The 21,226-nt window shown below is 30.6% G+C and carries 16 protein-coding genes; 8 read left to right on the forward strand and 8 right to left on the reverse strand.

All coding sequences use genetic code 11. From position 1 onward, the window contains the following. Nucleotides 1-7: 7 nt before the first annotated feature. The 3 genes from Q4548_RS02240 to Q4548_RS02250 are packed head-to-tail and all read right to left on the reverse strand — an operon-like array spanning nt 8 to nt 2,746. Complete coding sequence (locus Q4548_RS02240; protein WP_303450987.1) at nt 8-760, reverse strand: UDP-2,3-diacylglucosamine diphosphatase; 753 nt, start codon at nt 758-760, stop codon at nt 8-10. After that, nucleotides 760-2,316 carry a S41 family peptidase gene (locus Q4548_RS02245; RefSeq protein ID WP_303450990.1) on the reverse strand — a complete coding sequence of 519 codons (1,557 nt, stop codon included), beginning with the start codon at nt 2,314-2,316 and terminating at the stop codon, nt 760-762. Before Q4548_RS02245 ends, Q4548_RS02240 begins: the two co-directional genes overlap by 1 nt. Then, nucleotides 2,300-2,746, reverse strand: a complete 447-nt coding sequence (locus Q4548_RS02250) for a deoxycytidylate deaminase (RefSeq protein ID WP_408068624.1) — start codon at nt 2,744-2,746, stop codon at nt 2,300-2,302. Before Q4548_RS02250 ends, Q4548_RS02245 begins: the two co-directional genes overlap by 17 nt. A 116-nt stretch (nt 2,747-2,862) precedes the next feature. Between Q4548_RS02250 and Q4548_RS02255 the strand changes: the two genes are divergently transcribed. Both Q4548_RS02255 and Q4548_RS02260 read left to right on the forward strand, forming a co-directional pair. After that, nucleotides 2,863-3,789: a formylglycine-generating enzyme family protein gene (locus Q4548_RS02255; protein ID WP_303450993.1), complete on the forward strand. Its 927-nt coding sequence runs from the start codon at nt 2,863-2,865 to the stop codon at nt 3,787-3,789. Between the two features lie 136 nt (nt 3,790-3,925). Then, on the forward strand, nt 3,926-6,085 hold the full coding sequence (locus Q4548_RS02260; RefSeq protein ID WP_303450996.1) for a tetratricopeptide repeat protein: 2,160 nt from the start codon (nt 3,926-3,928) through the stop codon (nt 6,083-6,085). A gap of 57 nt (nt 6,086-6,142) precedes the next feature. Here Q4548_RS02260 and Q4548_RS02265 read toward each other — a convergent pair whose 3' ends face one another. From Q4548_RS02265 to Q4548_RS02275, 3 genes are all read right to left on the reverse strand, one after another. Then, on the reverse strand, nt 6,143-8,788 hold the full coding sequence (locus Q4548_RS02265) for a leucine-rich repeat domain-containing protein (RefSeq protein WP_303450999.1): 2,646 nt from the start codon (nt 8,786-8,788) through the stop codon (nt 6,143-6,145). 232 nt (nt 8,789-9,020) lie between these two features. Next, on the reverse strand, nt 9,021-9,452 hold the full coding sequence (gene rpiB, locus Q4548_RS02270; RefSeq protein ID WP_303451002.1) for a ribose 5-phosphate isomerase B: 432 nt from the start codon (nt 9,450-9,452) through the stop codon (nt 9,021-9,023). Between the two features lie 42 nt (nt 9,453-9,494). Further along, nucleotides 9,495-10,802 (reverse strand): NAD(P)/FAD-dependent oxidoreductase, encoded by a 1,308-nt coding sequence (locus tag Q4548_RS02275; protein WP_303451003.1) that lies wholly within the window; start codon nt 10,800-10,802, stop codon nt 9,495-9,497. A gap of 691 nt (nt 10,803-11,493) precedes the next feature. Between Q4548_RS02275 and rnr the strand changes: the two genes are divergently transcribed. The 4 genes from rnr to Q4548_RS02295 all read left to right on the forward strand — a co-directional run bounded on the left by rnr (nt 11,494) and on the right by Q4548_RS02295 (nt 16,186). Further along, nucleotides 11,494-13,704 (forward strand): ribonuclease R, encoded by a 2,211-nt coding sequence (rnr, locus tag Q4548_RS02280; RefSeq protein WP_303451007.1) that lies wholly within the window; start codon nt 11,494-11,496, stop codon nt 13,702-13,704. Nucleotides 13,705-13,742: 38 nt separating this feature from the next. Further along, on the forward strand, nt 13,743-14,402 hold the full coding sequence (locus Q4548_RS02285) for a GIN domain-containing protein (RefSeq protein ID WP_303451010.1): 660 nt from the start codon (nt 13,743-13,745) through the stop codon (nt 14,400-14,402). Nucleotides 14,403-14,469: 67 nt separating this feature from the next. Continuing rightward, entirely contained in the window at nt 14,470-14,664 is a 195-nt protein-coding gene (locus Q4548_RS02290; protein ID WP_303451013.1) for a twin-arginine translocase TatA/TatE family subunit, read from the forward strand. A 136-nt stretch (nt 14,665-14,800) separates the two neighbouring features. Further along, on the forward strand, nt 14,801-16,186 hold the full coding sequence (locus Q4548_RS02295) for a DUF5723 family protein (protein ID WP_303451015.1): 1,386 nt from the start codon (nt 14,801-14,803) through the stop codon (nt 16,184-16,186). Nucleotide 16,187: 1 nt separating this feature from the next. On the opposite strand, the gene Q4548_RS02300 is transcribed toward Q4548_RS02295, so the two are convergent. Together Q4548_RS02300 and gltX are read right to left on the reverse strand one after the other, a co-directional pair. After that, entirely contained in the window at nt 16,188-17,084 is an 897-nt protein-coding gene (locus tag Q4548_RS02300) for an SPFH domain-containing protein (protein WP_303451018.1), read from the reverse strand. 90 nt (nt 17,085-17,174) lie between these two features. Then, a complete protein-coding gene (gene gltX / locus Q4548_RS02305) occupies nt 17,175-18,689 on the reverse strand; it encodes a glutamate--tRNA ligase (protein WP_303451021.1) in 1,515 nt (504 codons plus the stop codon). A 139-nt stretch (nt 18,690-18,828) separates the two neighbouring features. Between gltX and ybeY the strand changes: the two genes are divergently transcribed. Beyond that, nucleotides 18,829-19,242: an rRNA maturation RNase YbeY gene (ybeY, locus tag Q4548_RS02310; RefSeq protein ID WP_303451024.1), complete on the forward strand. Its 414-nt coding sequence runs from the start codon at nt 18,829-18,831 to the stop codon at nt 19,240-19,242. A gap of 66 nt (nt 19,243-19,308) precedes the next feature. Further along, nucleotides 19,309-21,186 carry a tRNA uridine-5-carboxymethylaminomethyl(34) synthesis enzyme MnmG gene (gene mnmG / locus Q4548_RS02315; protein ID WP_303451027.1) on the forward strand — a complete coding sequence of 626 codons (1,878 nt, stop codon included), beginning with the start codon at nt 19,309-19,311 and terminating at the stop codon, nt 21,184-21,186. The last annotated feature ends 40 nt before the right edge of the window (nt 21,187-21,226 follow it).

Genomic DNA, 21,226 nt, shown 5'->3' on the forward strand with positions numbered 1-21,226 from the left:
TAAAAAACTATATTTTAAACTCCTTTAAACTAAACACGCCATTTACTAAAACTCCATACGTAAAATAGGTAATCCAATCTCCAGTATTTACATATTTTGAGTTTTGTGGCAAATCAAAAATCATGGGTAAATGCCTGTGTCCAAACACAAAATAGTCGTAGTGTTTTTCTTCTAAAACTTTTTTACAATGTTGAATTAAAAACTCTTTTTCTTCTCCTAAAAATTTAACATCTTCATCTCCAGAAATCAATTTGTTTTCTACAGACATATATTTTGCCAAACCTACACCCAAATCTGGATGAAACCATTTAAAAAGCCAATTACACAAAGGACTAGTAAATACTTTTTTCATCATTTTATAGCCCTTGTCACCAGGTCCCAAACCATCTCCGTGACCTATTAAAAATGTTTTATTTTGCAATGTAAACTCTTTAGGTTGATGGTATACTGGAATATTTAATTCTTGTTCAAAATAACCATTCATCCACAAATCATGGTTTCCTACAAAAAAATAAATTTGTATTCCCGCATCTTTCAATTCTGCCAATTTTCCTAAAACACGTACAAATCCCTTAGGAACAACATGTTTGTATTCAAACCAAAAGTCAAACAAATCACCCAATAAAAATATAATTTCTGCATCTTGTTTAACGGTATCCAACCACTTTATAAAAAGCTGTTCTCTAGGAAAACTTTTTTCAGAATTTGGAGCTCCAAAATGTTGATCGGAAGCAAAATATATTTTTTTAGTCATCGTCATTACTCTTCATGTTTGTGTAATGAAAGTACCTTTTTAATATAAGGATCTCTTTTCTGAATCAATTTGTAATATACCTCATCGTTGATCAAAGTAGAAGCAAAATTTTCTTTCAACAACATTTCAATTTCGTCTTGATTTTTTAATTTATAAGGTCTAATATATTTATCAAACTGATTTTTAATTTCTGGAGTAATTTTAAAAGAATCTATAAAATTATTTTCGTTGTAATTTGCCAATTCCTTTCTGTGTGTATCTACATATTGATACACAAAATTATTGATCATATTCAACTCATAATAATTAGCACCACCCATAGTGTCTAAAGGAATAAATACGTCGGGAGTAATTCCTCCACCACCGTAAACAACTTTTCCTTTAGGCGTAGTATATTTTAAAGAATCTATAACTTTAATACTGTCTTTGTAAAACAATTCTCCACTTTTAAACCTACTAGAAACTTCATTATCATAATTGTTATCACCGTATGGCTTTTGAATAGAACGACCAGTAGGAGTGTAGTACCTAGCAATGGTCAGCCTCATGGCAGAACCATCGTTAAAATCCATTTCTTGTTGCACCAATCCTTTTCCAAAAGTTCTTCTACCTACAATGGTAGCTCTATCATGATCTTGCAAAGCTCCAGAAACAATTTCACTTGCCGAAGCTGAATTTTGATCTACCAAAACATACACATATCCTTTTTCAAAAGAACCTTCTGAAGTGGCAACTGAATTTTTTTGACGTCCTTTTTTGTTTTTTGTGTACACAATCAATTGACCATCTTCTAAAAACTCATCCGAAATTTGATCAGCAATGTGCATGTATCCTCCAGGGTTTCCTCTTAAATCTAACACCAAATCTTTGATTCCTTTTTTTTGTAAAGTATCCAATGCCGTTTTAAACTCATCATAAGAAGTCATGGCAAAACGATCTAGTTTTATATACCCCAAACTGTCTGTTAACACATAAGAAACTGGCACACTTTTAATGGCTACTTTTCCTCTAGTGATGTTTATATCAATTAAGTTTTTTTCTCCCGGACGATAAACTTTTACAAGTACTTGAGTATCTTCAACACCTTTTAATTTGCTAACAATATCATTGCTATCTAAATTTTTACCAAACAAAGTATCTTTGTCTGCCATTAACAATCTATCACCATCTCTTAACCCTGCATTTTTACTTGGTCCGTCTGGTATTACTTTTACCACCACAACGGTGTCTTTTTTAACTACAAACTGTACACCAATTCCAACAAAATTACCATCCATGGTTTCTTTTGCATACTGCTGCATTTCTTTAGGTAAATAACTAGAATGGGGATCTAGTTTGCCCAACAAATCTGTAATAATTTCTTCGGTCATTTTTTCTGCATCTACATCGTCTACATATTCGCTTTCAATGTATTTTATAACCGCGTTTAGTTTGTTTTCAGATTTTTTTTGAGAAGGCTCGTAAACCGTTCCTGTATTTTTTATGTTAAAAAAACTTCCTATCATAATCCCTAATGCAATAGAGATTCCCATAAAAAGAGGGATATTATTGTTCTGTTTCATCAATTTCTAATTTCAATAGTTGTACACCTGCTTTTCTTAAAAAATCTATACCTGTGGTGTCTTTATATTCTTTGGCATATACTACTCTTTTAATTCCGGATTGGTGAATTAATTTGCTACAATCTTTACAAGGAGATAGTGTAATATACAACGTTGCATTTTTAGTAGATTGTGTAGATGCCGCTACTTTTAAAATAGCATTGGCTTCTGCATGCAAAACCATCCATCTAGTTTCGTTATTTTCATCTTCACAACAATTGTCAAAACCTGAAGGAGTTCCGTTGTAACCATCAGAGATAATCATTCTTTCTTTAACAATTAAAGCACCCACTTTTTTTCTTTGGCAATGAGACAACTTTGCCCATTCAAAAGCCATTCTCAAATAAGCTTTGTCGTATTTTAATTGTTTTTCATCCAACACTTTATTCATTCTCAATCATTTTAAATAAAAATAATGACACAAAAATAGTATCTTATTCATACTTCCTATCAAAAATATAGATATAAATGGATAATATTGCATTTACATTAAACATATATATCAAAATGAAATATTTACTAAGTCTATTCATTGTTGCTTCTTTATTTTCTTGTAAAAATGACAAACAAACTAAAGATGCACAAACAGATAAACATATTGTATCACCTACAGAAACCGTTATACCTGATCAAGCCGTAAAACCCGTTAGCGATACTTCTGAAATGGTTTATTTTGAAGGAGGAACTATTACGATTGGTGCAAATGATAGAACCCCTATAGAAACTCCAAGTTTTACCACAACTGTAGCTCCTTTTTATTTGGATGTAAATTTGGTAACAGTTGCTGATTTTAGAAAATTTATTGAAGCTACAAATTACACAACGGAAGCAGAAAATTTTGGAGATTCAGGAGTTTTCAACTTTCAAACACTTAAATGGAATTTAGAAAAAGAAGTAACTTGGGAATATCCTTTTGGTCCTAATGGAGATAAAGCTCCTGACAATCATCCGGTAACGCACGTAAGTTGGAACGATGCAAATGCTTATGCAAATTGGATAGGAAAAAGATTGCCTACAGAAATAGAGTGGGAGTACGCTGCAAAAAATGGAGAAAATTTAAAATATCCTTGGGGAAATACCGTTATGGTAAATAAAAAATTCATGGCCAATGTTTGGGATGGTAAAACTATAGAGGATCAAAATGTACTAGATGGTTATCTATATACTTCTCCTGTAGGTACTTTTCCTAAAAGTAAAAGTGGAATTTACGATATGGTAGGAAATGTTTGGCAGTGGACTTCTTCTGTTTTTGAACCTTATGACAAAGCTGCACCTTTTCAAAAAAATCCTCAAATTGTAACAACAAGAGGAGGTTCTTTTATGTACGATCAGGCATTAGAATTGAGCTTTACCACAACTTTTAGAGGTCAAAATACCATAGAATCTTCTTTATTCAATACTGGATTTAGATGTGTAAAATCAGCAAATAAATAAAACACTATTTAGTATTTTATTTGTATTTTTAGCTACCTAATAAATCTTACGTCTTTTGAAAAAAATAGTTTTCCTTTTCGCATCTCTCTTGTTTATTGTTTCCTGTCAGAACAAAAAAGAAGAAACTTATAAAAAAATGGATCCAATGTCTGTTTTTACCAATACAGATAGTATTCCCAACAAACATTATGTAGGAAGTAAAAAATGTGCTGAATGTCATCCTGATCAATTTAAAGACTGGGAAGGATCTCACCACGATAAATCCATGCAAAAAGCCAGTAGAGAAAGTATATTGGCTCCTTTTGATGGAGAAGTTTTTAAAAGTCAAGGTGTTACTTCTACTTTTTTTCAAAAGGACGGAAAATTTTATGCAAACACAGAGGGTAGAGATGGTAAAAATCATGATTTTGAAATTATCTATACTTTTGGATTTACACCTCTACAACAATACATTGTTTTGTTTCCTGATGGACATTACCAATGTTTAAGAACAGCATACGATACGGTAAAAAACAAATGGTTTGATTTGTATCCAGATTTTAAAGTGGTACATGGCGAATGGTTGCATTGGAGTAGAGGTGGACTGAACTGGAATACCATGTGTTCAGATTGTCACAGTACCAATGTAAAAAAGAACTACAACGAAAAAGACCATACTTATGAAACCAATTATGCAATTATAAATGTAAGTTGTGAAGCTTGTCACGGACCTGGAAAGGAACATGTTTCCAAAGCTGTTATACAAGGTGATAGGTATGAAAATGATGGAACCATGCAAATGACCAACTTGGGTTCTAAAGAATTGGTAGATGCTTGTGCTAGATGCCATGCAAGAAGAGAAAATATAAGCTTATTTCACACACCACAAGGAACATTTTTAGATCATTATTTTCCACAGTTGCTAAGAGAAAATTTATACCATGCTGATGGACAAATTTTAGATGAAGACTATGTGTATGGTTCTTTTACACAAAGTAAAATGTATCATGAAGGTGTAAGCTGTAAAGATTGCCATAACGTACATTCTACCAAACGAAAGTTTGACGACAATAGATTGTGTTTGCAATGTCACGAAGGTCCAAAATTTGACACACCAAGTCATCACAAACACACCATGGGAACTGAAAGTGCTTTGTGTATCAACTGCCACATGCCAGGAAAATATTACATGGGAAATGATTTTAGACGTGATCATAGTTTTAGAATTCCTAGACCAGATTTAAGTTTAAAATACAATAGTCCGAATGTTTGTTCTGGTTGTCACAAAGACAAAAACGATGAATGGGCTTATGAAAATTTTGTCAAATTATACGGAGAACCTAAAAAGAATCATTTTTCTGATAAGTTAGCTCCAGGAATAACAGGAGCAGAAGGAGGAAATGATAGTTTGATTTTATTAGCAAAAGACACTACTTATCCTAACATTGCAAGAGCATCGGCAGTGTCTAATTTGGTCAATTACACCAATGTTATAAACATCAATCAAGTTCTTCAATTTTTGAATGATAAATCTCCGCTGGTAAAAGGAGCTACAGCAGATTTGTTATTTGATATGAAAGCCGGAACTGAGTATTACAAAGCATTGTTGCCTTTGTTAAAAGATGAAAAAAGAGCAGTTAGAGTGAAAGCTTTTTATGCATTAAGTGCTGTACCTAGCGCTAATATTCCAAAAGAATACAAGGCTTTTTATGACAAAGTACGAATTGAATTTGCCAACAACTTGAAAGTTACTGGAGAATTTTCTGGAGGAAAAATGAAACGTGCTCAATATTACATAAGTGTTGGTAAAACCGTAAGTGCTATAAAAACACTAGAAGAAGCTTTAATATTAGATCCTATCAATAATATTGTGAGAACATCACTTGCTAACTTATATTATCAAAACAAGCAGTACAAAAAGGCTGAGGAGGCTTATAAAACAATTTTGGAACAAGAACCTGGTTTTGGATTGACTAATTTTGATTACGGTTTGTTATTAAACGAAATGGGCAGACCTATGGATGCTATTGTACAACTAAAAGAAGGACTTAGATTGTTACCAAATAATGATAGAATAGCTTATAATTTAAGTTTACTGTACTTTCAAAACAAACAAACAAACAACGCATTTAGTGTTTTGAAAAAACAATTGAAAAAGAATCCTGAAAATACAGACTTAATTTATTTGTTGGCTTATATCTATCAACAAAATAAACAAACAAACTTAGCAAAAGAACAAGTTGAAAAACTATTGCAATTGCAACCAAACAATCAGCAATACCAACAGTTTTATCAGATCTTAAGATCTGATAACTAAAAATAAAAAGCTCACCAAATGGTGAGCTTTTTTAACATTTGATAAATTCTTAAAAGATTACTGTCTACCTATTTTCTTTACAAAAACACCTTTGTCTGTACTTACTTTTAAAATGTACATTCCTACAGAGACATTTGATAAATCAATTACATTAGTCTCGCTTAATTTCACAACCTTTCCGTTAATACTTAACAACTGAATCTCTTCTATATTGATTCCTGTTTTAGATTGGATATCTATGTTATTTTGAACATATTGAATGGTAAAATTCTCCTGGAACTTAATTTCTTTTGTACTCAACGAAGGATCTTCTATAATGGTTCCAAAATCTTGCCAAACATTCGAAGTTTCATATGTTGTTTTGGTAGATGGAGGTACATTTAAAATTACTGATGATAGAGTAACATTGTTAAATATAGCTGAAGAAATAGCCAATGGACTTGTATGGTAAACACTTACATTTTCTAAAGGACAAGAATTAAATGCATCTTCTCCTATACTGCTAACAGTATTAGGCAAAGTAATGTTTTTTAAAACCGCACAATAATAAAAAGCAGCATTTCCTATAGTTTCAAGTCCCTCAGGTAACTCAACGGTTGACAACGCATAACAAGAATTAAAACTTCCATCTCCTATACTAGTAACAGAACTAGGAACTACCACATTATTCAAAGCCCAACAACCAGAAAAAACAGTATTTTCTATACTTGTCATAGAACTAAAAAGACCGATACTGCTTAATTTTTTACAATCCTTAAAAGCAGACTCTCCAATACTAATAACTGAATTTGATAGATCTACACTCGTTAAGTTTTCACAACCCTCAAAAGCTTTATTTCCGATGCTTTGAATTGAAGTAGGAAATGTAACACTAGACAAACCAATACAACCATAAAATGTATCTGCTGCTATACTGGAAACAGAATTAGGAATTGCTATACTTGTAAAGCTACTACAATACAAAAAAGCCTCGTTTCCAATAGTTGTCAACGTATTTGGAAGCGTAACATTATTTAAGGCATAACATGCTTTAAAAGCTCCAGATCCAATAGTTTCAATCGTGTTTGGCATGTTTGCATTTTGTAAACTTGTACAACCATAAAAAGCTTCAACACCAATACTTTTAATAGTATTCGGTAAATTTAAAGTTTCTATCTTATCACAAAAGTAAAAGGCCTCATCTCCAATACTTGTCAACGTAGTTGGAAGACTTACATTTTTTAAGGCGTAACATTCTCTAAAAACTCCAGTTCCAATACTTGTAACTGAGTTAGGAATACTAATATCTGTCAGAACCCAACAATCTAAAAATGCAGTATTTCCAATACTAGAAATAGAATTTGGAAGATTGATAGCTCTTAATTTTTTACATTTTTCAAAAGCAGATTCTCCTATACTAAGAATCGTATTAGGAAGTACCACATTTGTCAAACTGGTACATTCATAAAAAGCATAATAACCTATACTTTCTAACGTATTTGAAAGCGTAATACTTGATAATTTTTCACACTTGAAAAAAGCAGATGGTCCAATTGTTTTGATAGAATTTGGAAGTACTAATGAAGTCAAATTTCCACAAGCTACAAAAGCTGAATTTCCAATACTTGTTACAGAATTTGGAATATTTACAGTTGTCAAAGCTGGACAACCATAAAATACATAATCTCCAATACTAGACATAGAAGTAGGAATAGAAACACTCACCAAACTAGCACAGTAAAAAAATGCTGCTTCTTCAATGCTGGTAAGAGACGTAGGAAGATTGATACTTTCTAAAAAATAACATTCTCTAAAAGCAGCTTTACCAATTGTTTCAATAGTAGTTGGAAGTACTAAGTTTTTTATACCCCAACAACCTAAAAAAGCTTCTTCACCTATAGTCTCTAGAGTATTTGAAAGTGTAATATTTGCTAAAATAGTACATCCTGAAAAAGTAGATTCTTCTATACTTTTTACAGTATTTGGAATCACAATACTCGTTAAACTAGTGCAATAATAAAAAGCATATTTACCTATACTACTCAAAGAAGTAGGTAGAATAACATTATTCAACTTATAGCATTCACTAAAAGTATACTCTTTAATTGCATCTACAGAGCTTGGAATATTAATACTACTCAAATTACTACAACCCTCAAAAGCATTGGTACCTATACTAGAAACAGTATTTGGAAGTACAATACCTGTCAATCCTGTACAATATTTAAAAGATGAATTTCCTATAGCGGTCACTGAAGTAGGCAAAGTAATAGTAGTTAATAAACTACAACTATCAAACATGTTATTTCCTACAGTATCCATAGAATTTGGAAGACTTACACTGGTCAAACCACTACAATATCTAAAAATTGCATTTCCAAAAGTAGTTACTGTTTCTGGAATACTCACACTCGTTAATGAAGTACAACCTTCAAAAGCGTTGTTCCCTATTTCAGTTACATTACTTGGAATAGAAATACTTGTCAAACCAGAAGCATATTTAAAAGCAGTATCCCATATTTTAGTAACATTGTAAGTAGTTACATGATTTACTGTATTGGGTATGACCATATCACCACTATAAGTTCCAGAAGCAAGAGGGATGACCTCAACTGTAGTACTACTAGTGGTATTGTAATGGATACCATCCACCATAAATGTCTCTGCTTTTGCCATATAGGCACAAAGAAATAGAGACAAAATCAATAATAATTTTGTTTTCATAGCTATGTTTTTTTTTAGCTAATGTATACCCTAGTTGTAGAAAATAAAAATAAAGTTATATTAATTATTTGTTAAAAATTAACAATTATCATTTAGATAAAAAATTACAATATATTTAACATATATCATTATTTTTTAAAATTTTGAGAGTAGAATGATAATCTTTATCACGCATAAAAAAACCCGCTAAATTTCAAATATTTAGCGGGTTTTAACTTTTTGTAATAAAAATCTAACTACATGCTATTTTACTAACTCTATTTTGATGTCTTCCTCCTTCAAAATCCGTATTTAAAAAAGTTTCAACCATTTCTAAAGCTTGTTGCACTGCCGTAAAACGAGCAGGTATACACAATACATTTGCATTGTTATGTTGTCTTACCAAAGAAACAATTTCTTTAGTCCAACATAAACCAGCTCTTACATTTTGGTATTTATTAGCAGTCATAGCCACACCATTGGCACTACCACAAATTAAAATTCCAAAATCAACAACATTGGTATCTACATCTTTGGCTACTTTGTGTGCATGATCTGGATAATCTACGCTATCAAAAGCATCTGTTCCATGGTTTACAACTTCAATGCCTTTATCTTTTAACAATTTAACAATAGCTAACTTGTAATCTGGTCCTGCATGATCATTCCCTATGGCTATTTTCATTTTTTATATTTTATAATTTGCTACAAATTTACGTAAAAAAGGCTACAATTCTGCGTTGGTTCTTACTCTACGTTTGGTGACACTAAACCTTCTAATAATTAAACGAGCTCCTTTGTTGTAATTGGTATAATTGTAAATCCAACTAATTAAAATAACCATTCTATTTTTAAAACCTACCAAAGAAATTAAGTGTACAAACATCCAAATTAACCAAGCTATAAATCCACCAAATTTTAATTTATTGATATCTGCAACAGCTTTGTTTCTTCCTATAGTAGCCATAGAACCTTTGTCTTTGTATGTAAAAGATTTTAGATTATGAGTTCCTTTTAATATTTTAGGAAAGTTTTTAGCCAAATTATTTGCTTGTTGAATGGCTGGTTGTGCAACCTGAGGATGTCCTCTAGGATAATCTTCAGAAACCATTAAAGCTACATCACCCAAAGCAAAAACATTTTTGTATCCTTTAATTTGATTAAATTCATTTACAAAATACCTTTTACTACGCGGTTCTGTACATTCTTCTGGTAAACCTTTTATATTGTTTGCAATTACTCCTGCAGACCAAATTAAAGTACGGGTAGCAAATTCTTTTCCATCTTTAGTTTTAGCCAACTTCCCATCGTATTCTGTAACTATAGTACTAGTGTGTATTTCTACACCTAACTCTTTTAAAAATTTTGTAGATTTTTTAGAAGCATGTTCACTCATAGGAGGCAAGACTCTATCTCCACCTTCTAACAAATTTATTTTCATTAAACTTGGATCCAAATCAGGATAATCTAAAGGCAGCACACTTTTTTTAAATTCTGCAATAGCTCCAGCCAACTCAACTCCAGTAGGACCTGCACCTACAATTACAAAGTTTAATAAAAACTTTTTAGTTTCTTCATCAACTTCTACAGTAGAACGTTCAAAGTTCTGTAAAATTAAACTTCTCAAATTCAATGCCTGAGGAATTGTTTTCATCGGCATTGCATGTTTTTTAATTTCTTTATTTCCAAAATAATTTGTTTTGGTACCTGTATTGATGATTAAATAATCATAAGACAAATTACCTATATCAGATTTTATTATTTTAGTTTCAGGATCTACCTCTTTAACATCCGCCATTCTAAAATAAAAATTCTGCTGTTTTTTGATAAACATCCTTAATGGATACGCAATGGAATCTGATTCTATACCACTTGTAGAAATTTGATACAACAAAGGTTGAAAAGCATGATAATTGTGTTTATTGATCATTACCAATTGTATAGGTAATTTTCTCAATCTTTTTACCAAAGTAAGACCTGCAAATCCTCCTCCAATAACTACAACTCTAGGTAAATCTGATTTAGGTACATTCATATAAATTATTTTTAAGCCGCTAAATTACAAAATGGTATACTTGTGTATGCATTTGAACACAATTTATTTAATTGACTTGCTTTCAAGGATTCATATTATTGTATATTTAATTTTAGTACTATTTTTTTACGTTTTTAACATCTTAACTAGTTATTAACATTAAAAATGATAACTTTAATAGAATTGGTTTAAAATCAATGGTTTATAAAAACGGTAGTTTTGTTAATAACATGTTATAAAAAAGAGCAAACTAAATTTTGATTTTCATCTTTAAAAAACAATACAGCGAACGACCAATACAAGCCAAATTTATTTACTATAAAGTTACCACAGGTTGTTAACAATTTATTCACACTTTATCAAGATTATCAAACTGTAATTTTATAAGCTAATTGTAAAAAAAACAGTTATTAACAACTGTGGATAACTATACATAATCCCTTTAATTACAAATATTTATTACTTTAAAAACTTGTTGATAAAGTAAACTTAGTGTTAAGTAAAAATATTTTAATGTTAATTTACTGTGTAAGTAAACAGCTAATAATACTCCATAATTTGTTTTATAAATTTTAAAAAAGAAAAAATTAAATATTATATAGTTGTTGAAAAGGTTTACATAAAATTTATTTAGATCAACTTTCCTTATACGTATTTGCTGTACCTTTATCGGAGATAATAAATAAAAAATATGCCAAGAGCAAAAAGAAAAGGGCTTTTTAAGAAAAAAGGTGGAGTTGTAAAAGATTTGACTCGTAAAGTATTTAAAGTACTTAATGAAAATAGTAATAAAGCTTTAAATTATAAACAAATTGCCGCTGCTTTAGATTTAGAAGATCATGGTAGCAAACAACAATTGTTGTTAAAATTAGAAGAGCTCAAAGCTCAAAAAAAAATTATAGAACAAGATAGAGGTAAGTATCTTTTAGATGCCACTAAAAACTATCATATAGGTACTTTAGATTTAACAAGTACAGGAAATGCTTATTTTATTTGTGACGATTTTGAATCAGATGTTTTTATAAATAAAGCTGATGTAAATGGAGGTTTGAATGGTGATACCGCAAAAGTTTATGTTTACAAACGCAAACAAAGAAATAAATTTGAAGGTGAAGTTGTAGATATATTAGAACGTAAAAAATCTGAATTTGTTGGTACGTTACAATTGAGTGCTCGTTTTGGTTTTGTGGTTACTGATGACCGTTCTATGCCTAACGATATTTTTATACCAAAAGATAAAATTTCTACTGCTGTAGATGGTGATAAAGTGGTTGCCAAAATTACAGATTGGTCTGGTGATTCTAAAAATCCTTATGGAGAAATTACAAGAGTTTTAGGACAGGCGGGTGAACACAATACAGAGATTCATGCCATTTTAGCGGAGTACGATTTGCCTTACGAATTTCCTCCTGGTGTAGAAGCAGCTGCTGAGCAATTGGATGTTGCTATTACAGAAGAAGAAATTGCCAAACGTAGAGACATGCGTGATGTATTAACATTTACCATCGATCCACGTGATGCCAAAGATTTTGACGATGCTTTGTCTTTTCAAATTTTAGAAAACGGAAATTACGAAATAGGAATTCACATTGCTGATGTTTCTCACTATGTAGCAGAAAATTCTATTTTGGATGAAGAAGCTTACAATCGTGCAACTTCTGTTTATTTGGTTGATAGGGTAGTACCTATGTTGCCAGAAATGCTGTCTAACGGTGTTTGTTCTTTACGTCCAAATGAAGAAAAATTAACGTTTTCTGCCGTTTTTCAAATGAATGACAAAGCTGAAATTAAAAATGAATGGTACGGTAGAACCGTTACTTATTCTGACAAACGTTTTGCTTATGAAGAAGCCCAAGTTATTTTAGAACAACCTGATGAGAAGAATCATAGTATTCCTGCTGAAATTTCTTTGACGGATGAAGCTTATGATGTAGATGTTAAAATTTCTGAAGCAATTCTTAAAATGGATATTTTGGCAAAAATTATGCGTGGTAAAAGATTAAAATCTGGAGCTTTGGCTTTTGATAAAGTTGAAACCAAATTTAATTTAGACGAAAATGCCAATCCTATAGGTGTCTTTTTTAAGGAATCTAAAGATGCTAACAAATTGATTGAAGAATTTATGTTGTTGGCCAATAGAAAAGTTGCTGAATTTGTAGGTAAAACAAAATCAGGAGAAGCTAAAAAAACATTTATTTATAGGGTTCATGATGAACCTAATATTGATAAATTAGAAGCTTTAGGAACTTTGGTTTCTAAATTTGGATATGGCATCAACACAAAATCTAGAATGACTACTTCTAGTTCTTTAAACAAATTGTTAAGTGATGTACATGGGAAAGCAGAATCTAACATGATTGAAACGCTTACCATACGTTCTATGAGTAAGGCTGAATATACAACTGAAAATATTGGACATTACGGTTTGGCTTTTGATTATTATAGCCATTTTACATCGCCAATTAGACGTTACCCAGATGTAATGGCTCATAGATTGTTACAACATTATTTAGACAAAGGTAAATCTGTATCTACTGAAGAGTATGAAGAAAAATGCAAACATTCTTCAGAAATGGAAATGTTAGCTTCTAAAGCTGAGCGTGATTCTATCAAATACATGCAGATAAAATACATGCAAAACTTTACTGGTATTGCTTTTAAAGGTGTTATTTCTGGAGTAACAGAGTGGGGAATTTATATTGAAATTATTGAAAACAAATGTGAAGGAATGGTAAGAACTAGAGATATTACTAGTGATCATTTTGCCTTTGATCAAGACGAATATGCTTTGGTAGGTCGTAAGTATGGACAAATTTACCGTTTGGGTGATGAAGTTTGGATAAAAGTTAAAAATGCTGACTTAGAACGTAAGCATTTAGATTTTTATTTAATTGAGGAATAGTTTTTGTTCCTTATTCATTTATTGAAATTATAAATATTATGAAAAAATTATTATTGCTGTTATTGATTACTAATTTTGTTTCTGCTCAAGATTTAAAACAAAATTTAAAAGAATTCAAATCAATAACAATTAGTAGTGACATGGATGTTGAGTTGATTGTTTCGGATTCTTACAAAATAGAAGTTTATGGAAATGATGTAGATAAATTAACTATTGATAACAAAGGACATGAATTAAAGTTGACAACATCTTTAAGTGCAAAATTCAAAAGTGATTTAAAAACCAAAATTTATTACAAACCTGGAATTCGCTACATCAAATTGTCTAACAACGTAAAAATTACTTCTGCGGATGTAATTCAAGAAAATTTTCTTGAATTAGAGTTGATTAACAACGTTAGAGCAGATTTAAAGCTAAATACAGTTGATTTTATAGCCAAGCTTGAGTTAGGTAGTGATATTGTCTTAAATGGCGTTACTGAAAGTCAAAAAATTGAGGTTTTAACTAAAAGTAATTACAATGCTTATCAGTTAAAAAGTAAAAAAGCGTATGTAAAAGTAAATGCTTCTAATGCGTTTATTTTTGTTTCTGAATTTTTAGAAGCCAATGCACGTATAAAAGGTGAAATTAGTTACAAGGGAAATCCTTTCTCTGTAAGTGAAAAAACTTTTTTAGGAAAAGTTATAAGAATAGAGTAGTCTAAAGATTCTTTAGTTTTCTTTATGGGTAAAAAATGTATATTTGTAGAATAAAAAATAGATAAAAATGAATATTTTAAATATATCTCTAGGTTTTGTTGGACCTCAGTCGATGATTTTAATAGCTGTTGTTGTATTATTATTATTTGGAGGTCGTAAAATTCCTGAATTAATGAAAGGTCTTGGTGGCGGAATTAAAGAATTTAAAAAAGCAACCAAAGAAGACGATGAGCCTACCAAAAAAGTAGAAAAAGAAAAATAAGCGTATTTATATTATAATATTAACACCAATAGTTTAAGAAGCTATTGGTGTTTTTTTATGCATTTGTTTAAGATATTTTACTCTTTATTTCTTTAGTTTTGTATAAAACTATCCCCAATAGTTTTATACCCCTTGAATGAAGTATATTTTATACTTATTTTTTTTATTTCCTAATTTCACATATTCTCAAAACACAATAATTTCTACAGATAATTATTCTGGTGTTTTAGGTGTACTTGTCAATCCTGCTCGTAGTGCCAATACTCCTTATAAATTAGATATCAATTTATTTTCTAATTCATCTGTCTTTACTAACAACGTAACTAATATTGATTATGCTGCTATTGTAAAAGATGTAAATGTAGGTTTTAAGGATTTTGAATTACTTTCTAAATCTAACAATTCTAATATCAATTCTTTTTTAAAAGATTTAGGCTTTGGTGATTTTGAGAGCTATTTATATAATTTTAATGCAACTAAAAATTCTTTTGGTTATTTAAATTCTACAACTTTAGGACCTTCTTTTTTGTTAGCTATCAATCCAAGAAGTTCTTTTTCATTTACAAGTGCTTTAAGAGTTCAAGGTTTGGCTTACAATTTAAATGGTTATTTTTTATCAAAGGACAATACGATAGGTTCAATTGATGATTTTTTAGATTTTCAAAAAAACAATTTGAGAGGCTATGGTCAAACTTTTTCTTGGGGAGAACTAGGGTTGAGTTATGCTACTATTATTCGACATGATTATGACAAATTATGGAAATTTGGTTTGACTCTAAAGTTTTTAAAAGGAATAAAAACGTTTTCTTTTGCCATGAATGATTTTCAATCTACGTTAAATTATTACATTCCTAATCCTTTGCAAAGCACTTTAGATGTTTCTGGTGTTATCACTGTTCAAAATTCTTCTAATGGAGCTAATTATGGTCAAGCTTTAGATTTTGGTTTTACTTTTGAAAAAAATAGGAAACATTATCATTCTTTATATAAAGATAAAAGCAACAATATTCATTTGAACACTGTTGCTTATCAATATAAATTATCGTTTTCAGTTACAGATTTAGGTTTTATAAATTTTAACAATGTTCGTAAAAAAAATAACCTCGTAGATTTTACACTTCCTAACAATACGATCAATTATTATAGTTATTTAACAATTGACAAGGAACAAAAACATGAAAAAGTTAGCTATATTTTACCTACCACAATTCACTTAAATTTTGACTACAATTTAGGAAAACATTTTTTTATGAATACTAATTTGGATTATTTTCCATTGAATGGTAAAAAACTTGAATACATAAAATCCATCTCAAATTTTTCTTTCAGTACTCGTTTTGAAACATTAAAATTTACTTGTTCCTCTTATTTTAACTATGATAGTTTTGGAAGTCTTACTACGGGACTTTATTTAAGAACCGGATATTTTTTTATGAACAGTTCTTTTATTCTAGATAGTAAAAGATTCAATATGAATCAAGATCAAATTTCTTTAGGATTTAAAATTCCTTTTTATCAATAATTTATTTTGAATTTTCTTGAACTTTATTTGCAGCTACCAAACTTGTAACCATATCGTTTAACATGCTACTTGCAGCATTTGGATTGTTTGGCAACAAAATTAAATTGCTGTTTGTTTCAGAACCTATAGATTGTAAAGTATCATAATGCTGCGTAATTACAATCAATGCAGATGCTTCTTGACTATTAATACCAGCTTTGTTTAAAACATCAACAGATTCTTCCAAACCACGTGCAATTTCTCTACGTTGATCCGCAATACCTTTACCTTGTAAACGTTTACTTTCAGCTTCTCCACGTGCTCTTTCTACTATAGAAATTCGCTGAGCATCTCCTTCAAATTGAGCAGCAATTTTTTCACGTTCTGCAGCATTAATTCTATTCATTGCAGCTTTTACTTGTGCATCAGGATCTATGTCTGTTACCAATGCTTTTACAATGTCATATCCGTAGTTTAGCATTGCTTCTTTCAACTCTCTTTGTATAGCTAAGGCAATATCATCTTTCTTTTCAAAAACATCGTCTAACTTCATCTTTGGAACTTCTGCTCTTACTACATCAAAAATATAAGCAGTAATTTGATCGTGTGGATTTTGTAATTTGTAAAATGCATCTTCAACTTTTTCTCTTAAAATTTGAAATTGAACAGATATTTTCATTTGTACAAAAACATCATCTTTTGTTTTTGTTTCTACTAAGACATCTAGTTGTTGAATTTTTAAACTTACTCTTCCTGCTATTTTATCTATAAATGGAATTTTAAAATTCAATCCTGCTTGTCTTGTTCCCACAAATTTGCCAAATCTTTCTATTATGGCAGTTGTTTGTTGTTGTACGGTAAATATTCCTAAAACTAATAATAGTACTATGGGAATTAAAATGGGTAAGATGTTTAACATGTTTTTTCTTTTAAAGATATGTTTTTTAAGTCACAAAAAAACCGTCTAAAATATTTTTTTAGACGGCTTATATGAAATATTTTGAATTGATTAACTCAACGTTTGAATCGCATTTTCTATTCTTAAAATAGTATTTTCTTTTCCAATCATTTCTATGATATCAAATAGGTGAGGACCTTTCATTGCACCAACAATACTCAATCTTAATGGTGGCATTACACTTCCAAATCCTAATTCTTTTTCAGTCAAATATTCTTTTACTTTTGTTTCTATTTTCATGCTATTAAATTCAGAAGTATTCTCTATTATATTTTTAACATCTTTTAGAATAGCAGGAGTATTTTCTTTCCATTGTTTTTTAGATGCTTTTTCATCGTAAGTTTCCGGGTTTTTAAAAAAGTAATCTGATAATTCCCACAAATCTTTTGTAAATACAGCTCTTTCTTTTACCAATCCAATAACTTTAACAATGTATTCTTTGCTAAATGTATTTAATTTTTCGGCATACAACTCTGTAAATAATAAAGCAATTTCTTCGTTGCTTTTCGTTTGCATATATTGTTGATTGAACCAGTTTGTTTTTTCTGGGCTAAATTTTGCTCCAGACTTAGAAACACGTTCAATGGTAAATTCTTTAGCTAACTCTTCTAAAGAAAATATTTCTTGTTCTGTACCAGGATTCCATCCTAATAAAGAAAGCATATTTATAAAAGCATCATTAAAATACCCATCCTCTCTATAACCTCTAGAGATTTCACCAGTCTGTTCATTTGTATAACTCAATGGGAATACTGGAAATCCTAATTTATCCCCGTCACGTTTACTCAATTTCCCTTTACCAACTGGTTTTAGAATAAGAGGTAAATGTGCAAATTTGGGTGAAATCCATCCAAATGCCTCGTACAATAAACTATGCAGTGGGAGTGAAGGTAACCATTCTTCTCCACGAATCACATGACTAATTTCCATCAAATGATCGTCTACTATGTTTGCCAAATGGTAGGTTGGCATTCCATCAGATTTGAATAAAATTTTATCATCCAAAGTATTTGTATCAATCACAATTTCACCACGAATCATATCGTCTAAAATTAATTTTTGATCTTTAGGTGTTTTAAATCTTATTACATATTTTTCATTAGCTGCTATTTTTTTAGCAATTTCTTCTTTAGATAAATTGATAGAATTGTTCAATGTTTCACGTGAAACATTATTATATACAAATACAGTTTTGTTTGCTTCTGCTTGTTTTCTTAATTCATCTAATTCTTCTGAACTATCAAATGCATAATAGGCTTGGTTACTTGCCACCAAAGCATCTGCATATTTTTTATAAATTTCTTTTCTTTCAGACTGACGATAAGGACCAAACTTTTCATTTTTTCCAGGACCTTCTTCAAAAGGAATTCCACACCATTCTAAGGCTTCAGTAATGTATTTTTCTGCATTGGCAACATATCTAGTTTGATCTGTATCTTCTATTCTTAATACAAAAGTTCCATTGTGTTTTTTTGCAAATAAGTAATTGAACAATGCGGTTCTTACTCCTCCAATATGCAAAGGTCCTGTTGGACTAGGTGCAAATCTTACACGTACATTTTCCATGATTGTGTTTTTAAAATTAGTGTTGTTTTATTCGATTGCAAATATACTTTATCCGTTAATTTTTAAGCATATATACTTTATTTTATTGTGTTTCTAGGTACAATCCTTTTTAGTACCTTTGCAAAACTAAATTTGTTATATGATTGTTTTTAATTACGAAGCTGATTTTGAATTGGTTAACGAAGATATGTATAGTGATTGGATTTCACAATCTATCATAAAAGAAGGCTTTCAAGAAGGTGATATCAATTATATTTTTTGTGATGATGAGTATCTACATAAATTGAATGTAGAATTTTTAGATCATGATACTTTAACCGATGTGATTAGTTTTGATTATACCATGGGAAAATTGATTTCTGGTGATATTTTTATTTCTATTGAAAGAGTTAGAGACAATGCTATTGATTTGAATATTTCTTTTGAAGATGAATTGCCGAGAGTCATTATTCATGGAGTTCTACACTATTGTGGTTTTAAAGATAAATCTGATGACGATGCAAAAATGATGAGGTCTAAAGAGGAGGAGTATTTATCTATCTTAACAAATTAATTTTATACAGTTCCACGTGGAACATTAACTAATATTGCTCTGTCAATATTTTAATTTAAATGATTTATGAGTTTATTTACGGATACTTATGATGTGATAGTTGTTGGTGCAGGTCATGCTGGTTCTGAAGCTGCTGCTGCTGCTGCTAACATGGGTTCAAAAACTTTATTGGTAACAATGAGTTTGCAAAATATTGCTCAAATGAGTTGTAATCCTGCTATGGGTGGAATTGCAAAAGGTCAAATTGTAAGAGAGATAGATGCCTTAGGTGGTTATAGTGGTATTGTTACCGATAATACAGCTATACAGTTTAAGATGTTAAACAAATCTAAAGGACCTGCTATGTGGAGTCCAAGAGCTCAATCTGATAGAATGCGTTTTGCTGAGGAGTGGAGAAACATGTTAGAGCAAACTGATAATTTGGATTTTTATCAAGATATGATCAAGGGTTTGATAATTGAAGATGGAGAAATTAAAGGAGTTAAAACGGGATTGGGTTTTGAGATAAAAGCAAAATCTGTAATTATTACTGCTGGTACTTTTTTAAATGGTCTGATTCATATTGGAGAAAAATCATTTGGAGGGGGGAGATCTGGTGAAAGTGCTTCTACAGGAATTACAGAAGATTTAGTGAAAGTTGGTTTTGAAGCAGGGAGAATGAAAACAGGAACACCACCAAGAGTGGATGCTCGTTCTTTAGATTTTTCTAAAATGATTGAACAGCCAGGTGATGAAAATCCTGAAAAGTTTTCTTATCTACCAACTACTAAAAAGTTAACGGAACAACGTTCTTGTTATATGAGTTATACTTCTCAAGAAGTTCATGATTTGTTAAGAACAGGTTTTGATCGTTCTCCTATGTTTAATGGTAGAATTCAATCTACAGGACCAAGATATTGTCCTTCTATAGAAGATAAAATTGATCGTTTTGCTACGAAAGATAGACATCAAATTTTTGTAGAACCAGAAGGGTGGAAGACTGTAGAGATTTATGTAAATGGTTTTTCTACTTCTTTACCAGAAGATGTTCAAGACAAAGCTTTGCGTAAAGTAGCTGGTTTTGAAAACGTAAAATTCTTACGCTATGGATATGCTATTGAATATGATTTTTTCCCACCAACACAATTAACTCATTCTTTAGAAACTAAATTGGTTAAGAATTTGTTTTTTGCTGGACAGATTAATGGAACCACAGGTTATGAAGAAGCGGGTGCTCAAGGTTTGATGGCTGGAATAAATGCTGCTTTAAAAGTTCAACAAAGACCTCCTTTTATTTTAAAAAGAGATGAAGCTTATATTGGAGTTTTAATTGATGATTTAATTACAAAAGGAACAGAAGAGCCTTACAGAATGTTTACTTCTAGAGCTGAATATAGAACTTTACTTCGTCAAGATAATGCAGATATTAGATTAACACCATTATCTAATGCTATTGGTTTAGCTTCTGATGAGCGTTTAGAAACAGTAAAAGAAAAGATTAAAAATTCTGATTTATTAGTTCAGTTTTTACATGAAACTAGTATAAAACCGAAAGACATCAATCCAATTTTAGAAGCTAAAGGATCTGCTGTTATCAATCAATCTGTAAAGATGTTTAAGGTTGCTTCACGTCCTCAAATTGATTTTAAAGATGTGATTACTTTTCCTGGAGTTGCAGATTTTGTAGCTGAAAATAATATAGATGCTGATGCTATTGAGCAGGCAGAAGTAAAGGTTAAATATGCTGGTTATATTGAAAAAGAAAAGAACAATGCAGATAAGTTACAACGTTTAGAAAATATATCCATTCCTAAAACGTTTGATTATTACAAAGTAAAATCTTTGTCTATAGAAGCACAACAAAAATTGACTAAGATACAACCTGTAACCATTTCCCAAGCGAGTAGAATTAGTGGAGTATCTCCATCAGATGTATCTGTTTTGTTGGTTTATATGGGACGTTAATTGATAGTTCCACGTGGAACAGTTTTAAAATAGTTAACCG

Origin of the sequence: Wenyingzhuangia sp. 2_MG-2023 (assembly GCF_030548295.1) — a bacterium.
Taxonomy (GTDB): Bacteria; Bacteroidota; Bacteroidia; order Flavobacteriales; family Flavobacteriaceae; genus Wenyingzhuangia.

What these genes read in the sequence shown, in the direction of transcription:
- Q4548_RS02240 (WP_303450987.1), bottom strand. Translation starts at nt 760, where the DNA reads ATGACGATGACTAAAAAAATATATTTTGCTTCCGATCAACATTTTGGA.
- Q4548_RS02245 (WP_303450990.1), bottom strand. Translation starts at nt 2,316, where the DNA reads ATGAAACAGAACAATAATATCCCTCTTTTTATGGGAATCTCTATTGCA.
- Q4548_RS02250 (WP_408068624.1), bottom strand. Translation starts at nt 2,746, where the DNA reads ATGAATAAAGTGTTGGATGAAAAACAATTAAAATACGACAAAGCTTAT.
- Q4548_RS02255 (WP_303450993.1), top strand. Translation starts at nt 2,863, where the DNA reads ATGAAATATTTACTAAGTCTATTCATTGTTGCTTCTTTATTTTCTTGT.
- Q4548_RS02260 (WP_303450996.1), top strand. Translation starts at nt 3,926, where the DNA reads ATGGATCCAATGTCTGTTTTTACCAATACAGATAGTATTCCCAACAAA.
- Q4548_RS02265 (WP_303450999.1), bottom strand. Translation starts at nt 8,788, where the DNA reads ATGAAAACAAAATTATTATTGATTTTGTCTCTATTTCTTTGTGCCTAT.
- rpiB (WP_303451002.1), bottom strand. Translation starts at nt 9,452, where the DNA reads ATGAAAATAGCCATAGGGAATGATCATGCAGGACCAGATTACAAGTTA.
- Q4548_RS02275 (WP_303451003.1), bottom strand. Translation starts at nt 10,802, where the DNA reads ATGAATGTACCTAAATCAGATTTACCTAGAGTTGTAGTTATTGGAGGA.
- rnr (WP_303451007.1), top strand. Translation starts at nt 11,494, where the DNA reads ATGCCAAGAGCAAAAAGAAAAGGGCTTTTTAAGAAAAAAGGTGGAGTT.
- Q4548_RS02285 (WP_303451010.1), top strand. Translation starts at nt 13,743, where the DNA reads ATGAAAAAATTATTATTGCTGTTATTGATTACTAATTTTGTTTCTGCT.
- Q4548_RS02290 (WP_303451013.1), top strand. Translation starts at nt 14,470, where the DNA reads ATGAATATTTTAAATATATCTCTAGGTTTTGTTGGACCTCAGTCGATG.
- Q4548_RS02295 (WP_303451015.1), top strand. Translation starts at nt 14,801, where the DNA reads ATGAAGTATATTTTATACTTATTTTTTTTATTTCCTAATTTCACATAT.
- Q4548_RS02300 (WP_303451018.1), bottom strand. Translation starts at nt 17,084, where the DNA reads ATGTTAAACATCTTACCCATTTTAATTCCCATAGTACTATTATTAGTT.
- gltX (WP_303451021.1), bottom strand. Translation starts at nt 18,689, where the DNA reads ATGGAAAATGTACGTGTAAGATTTGCACCTAGTCCAACAGGACCTTTG.
- ybeY (WP_303451024.1), top strand. Translation starts at nt 18,829, where the DNA reads ATGATTGTTTTTAATTACGAAGCTGATTTTGAATTGGTTAACGAAGAT.
- mnmG (WP_303451027.1), top strand. Translation starts at nt 19,309, where the DNA reads ATGAGTTTATTTACGGATACTTATGATGTGATAGTTGTTGGTGCAGGT.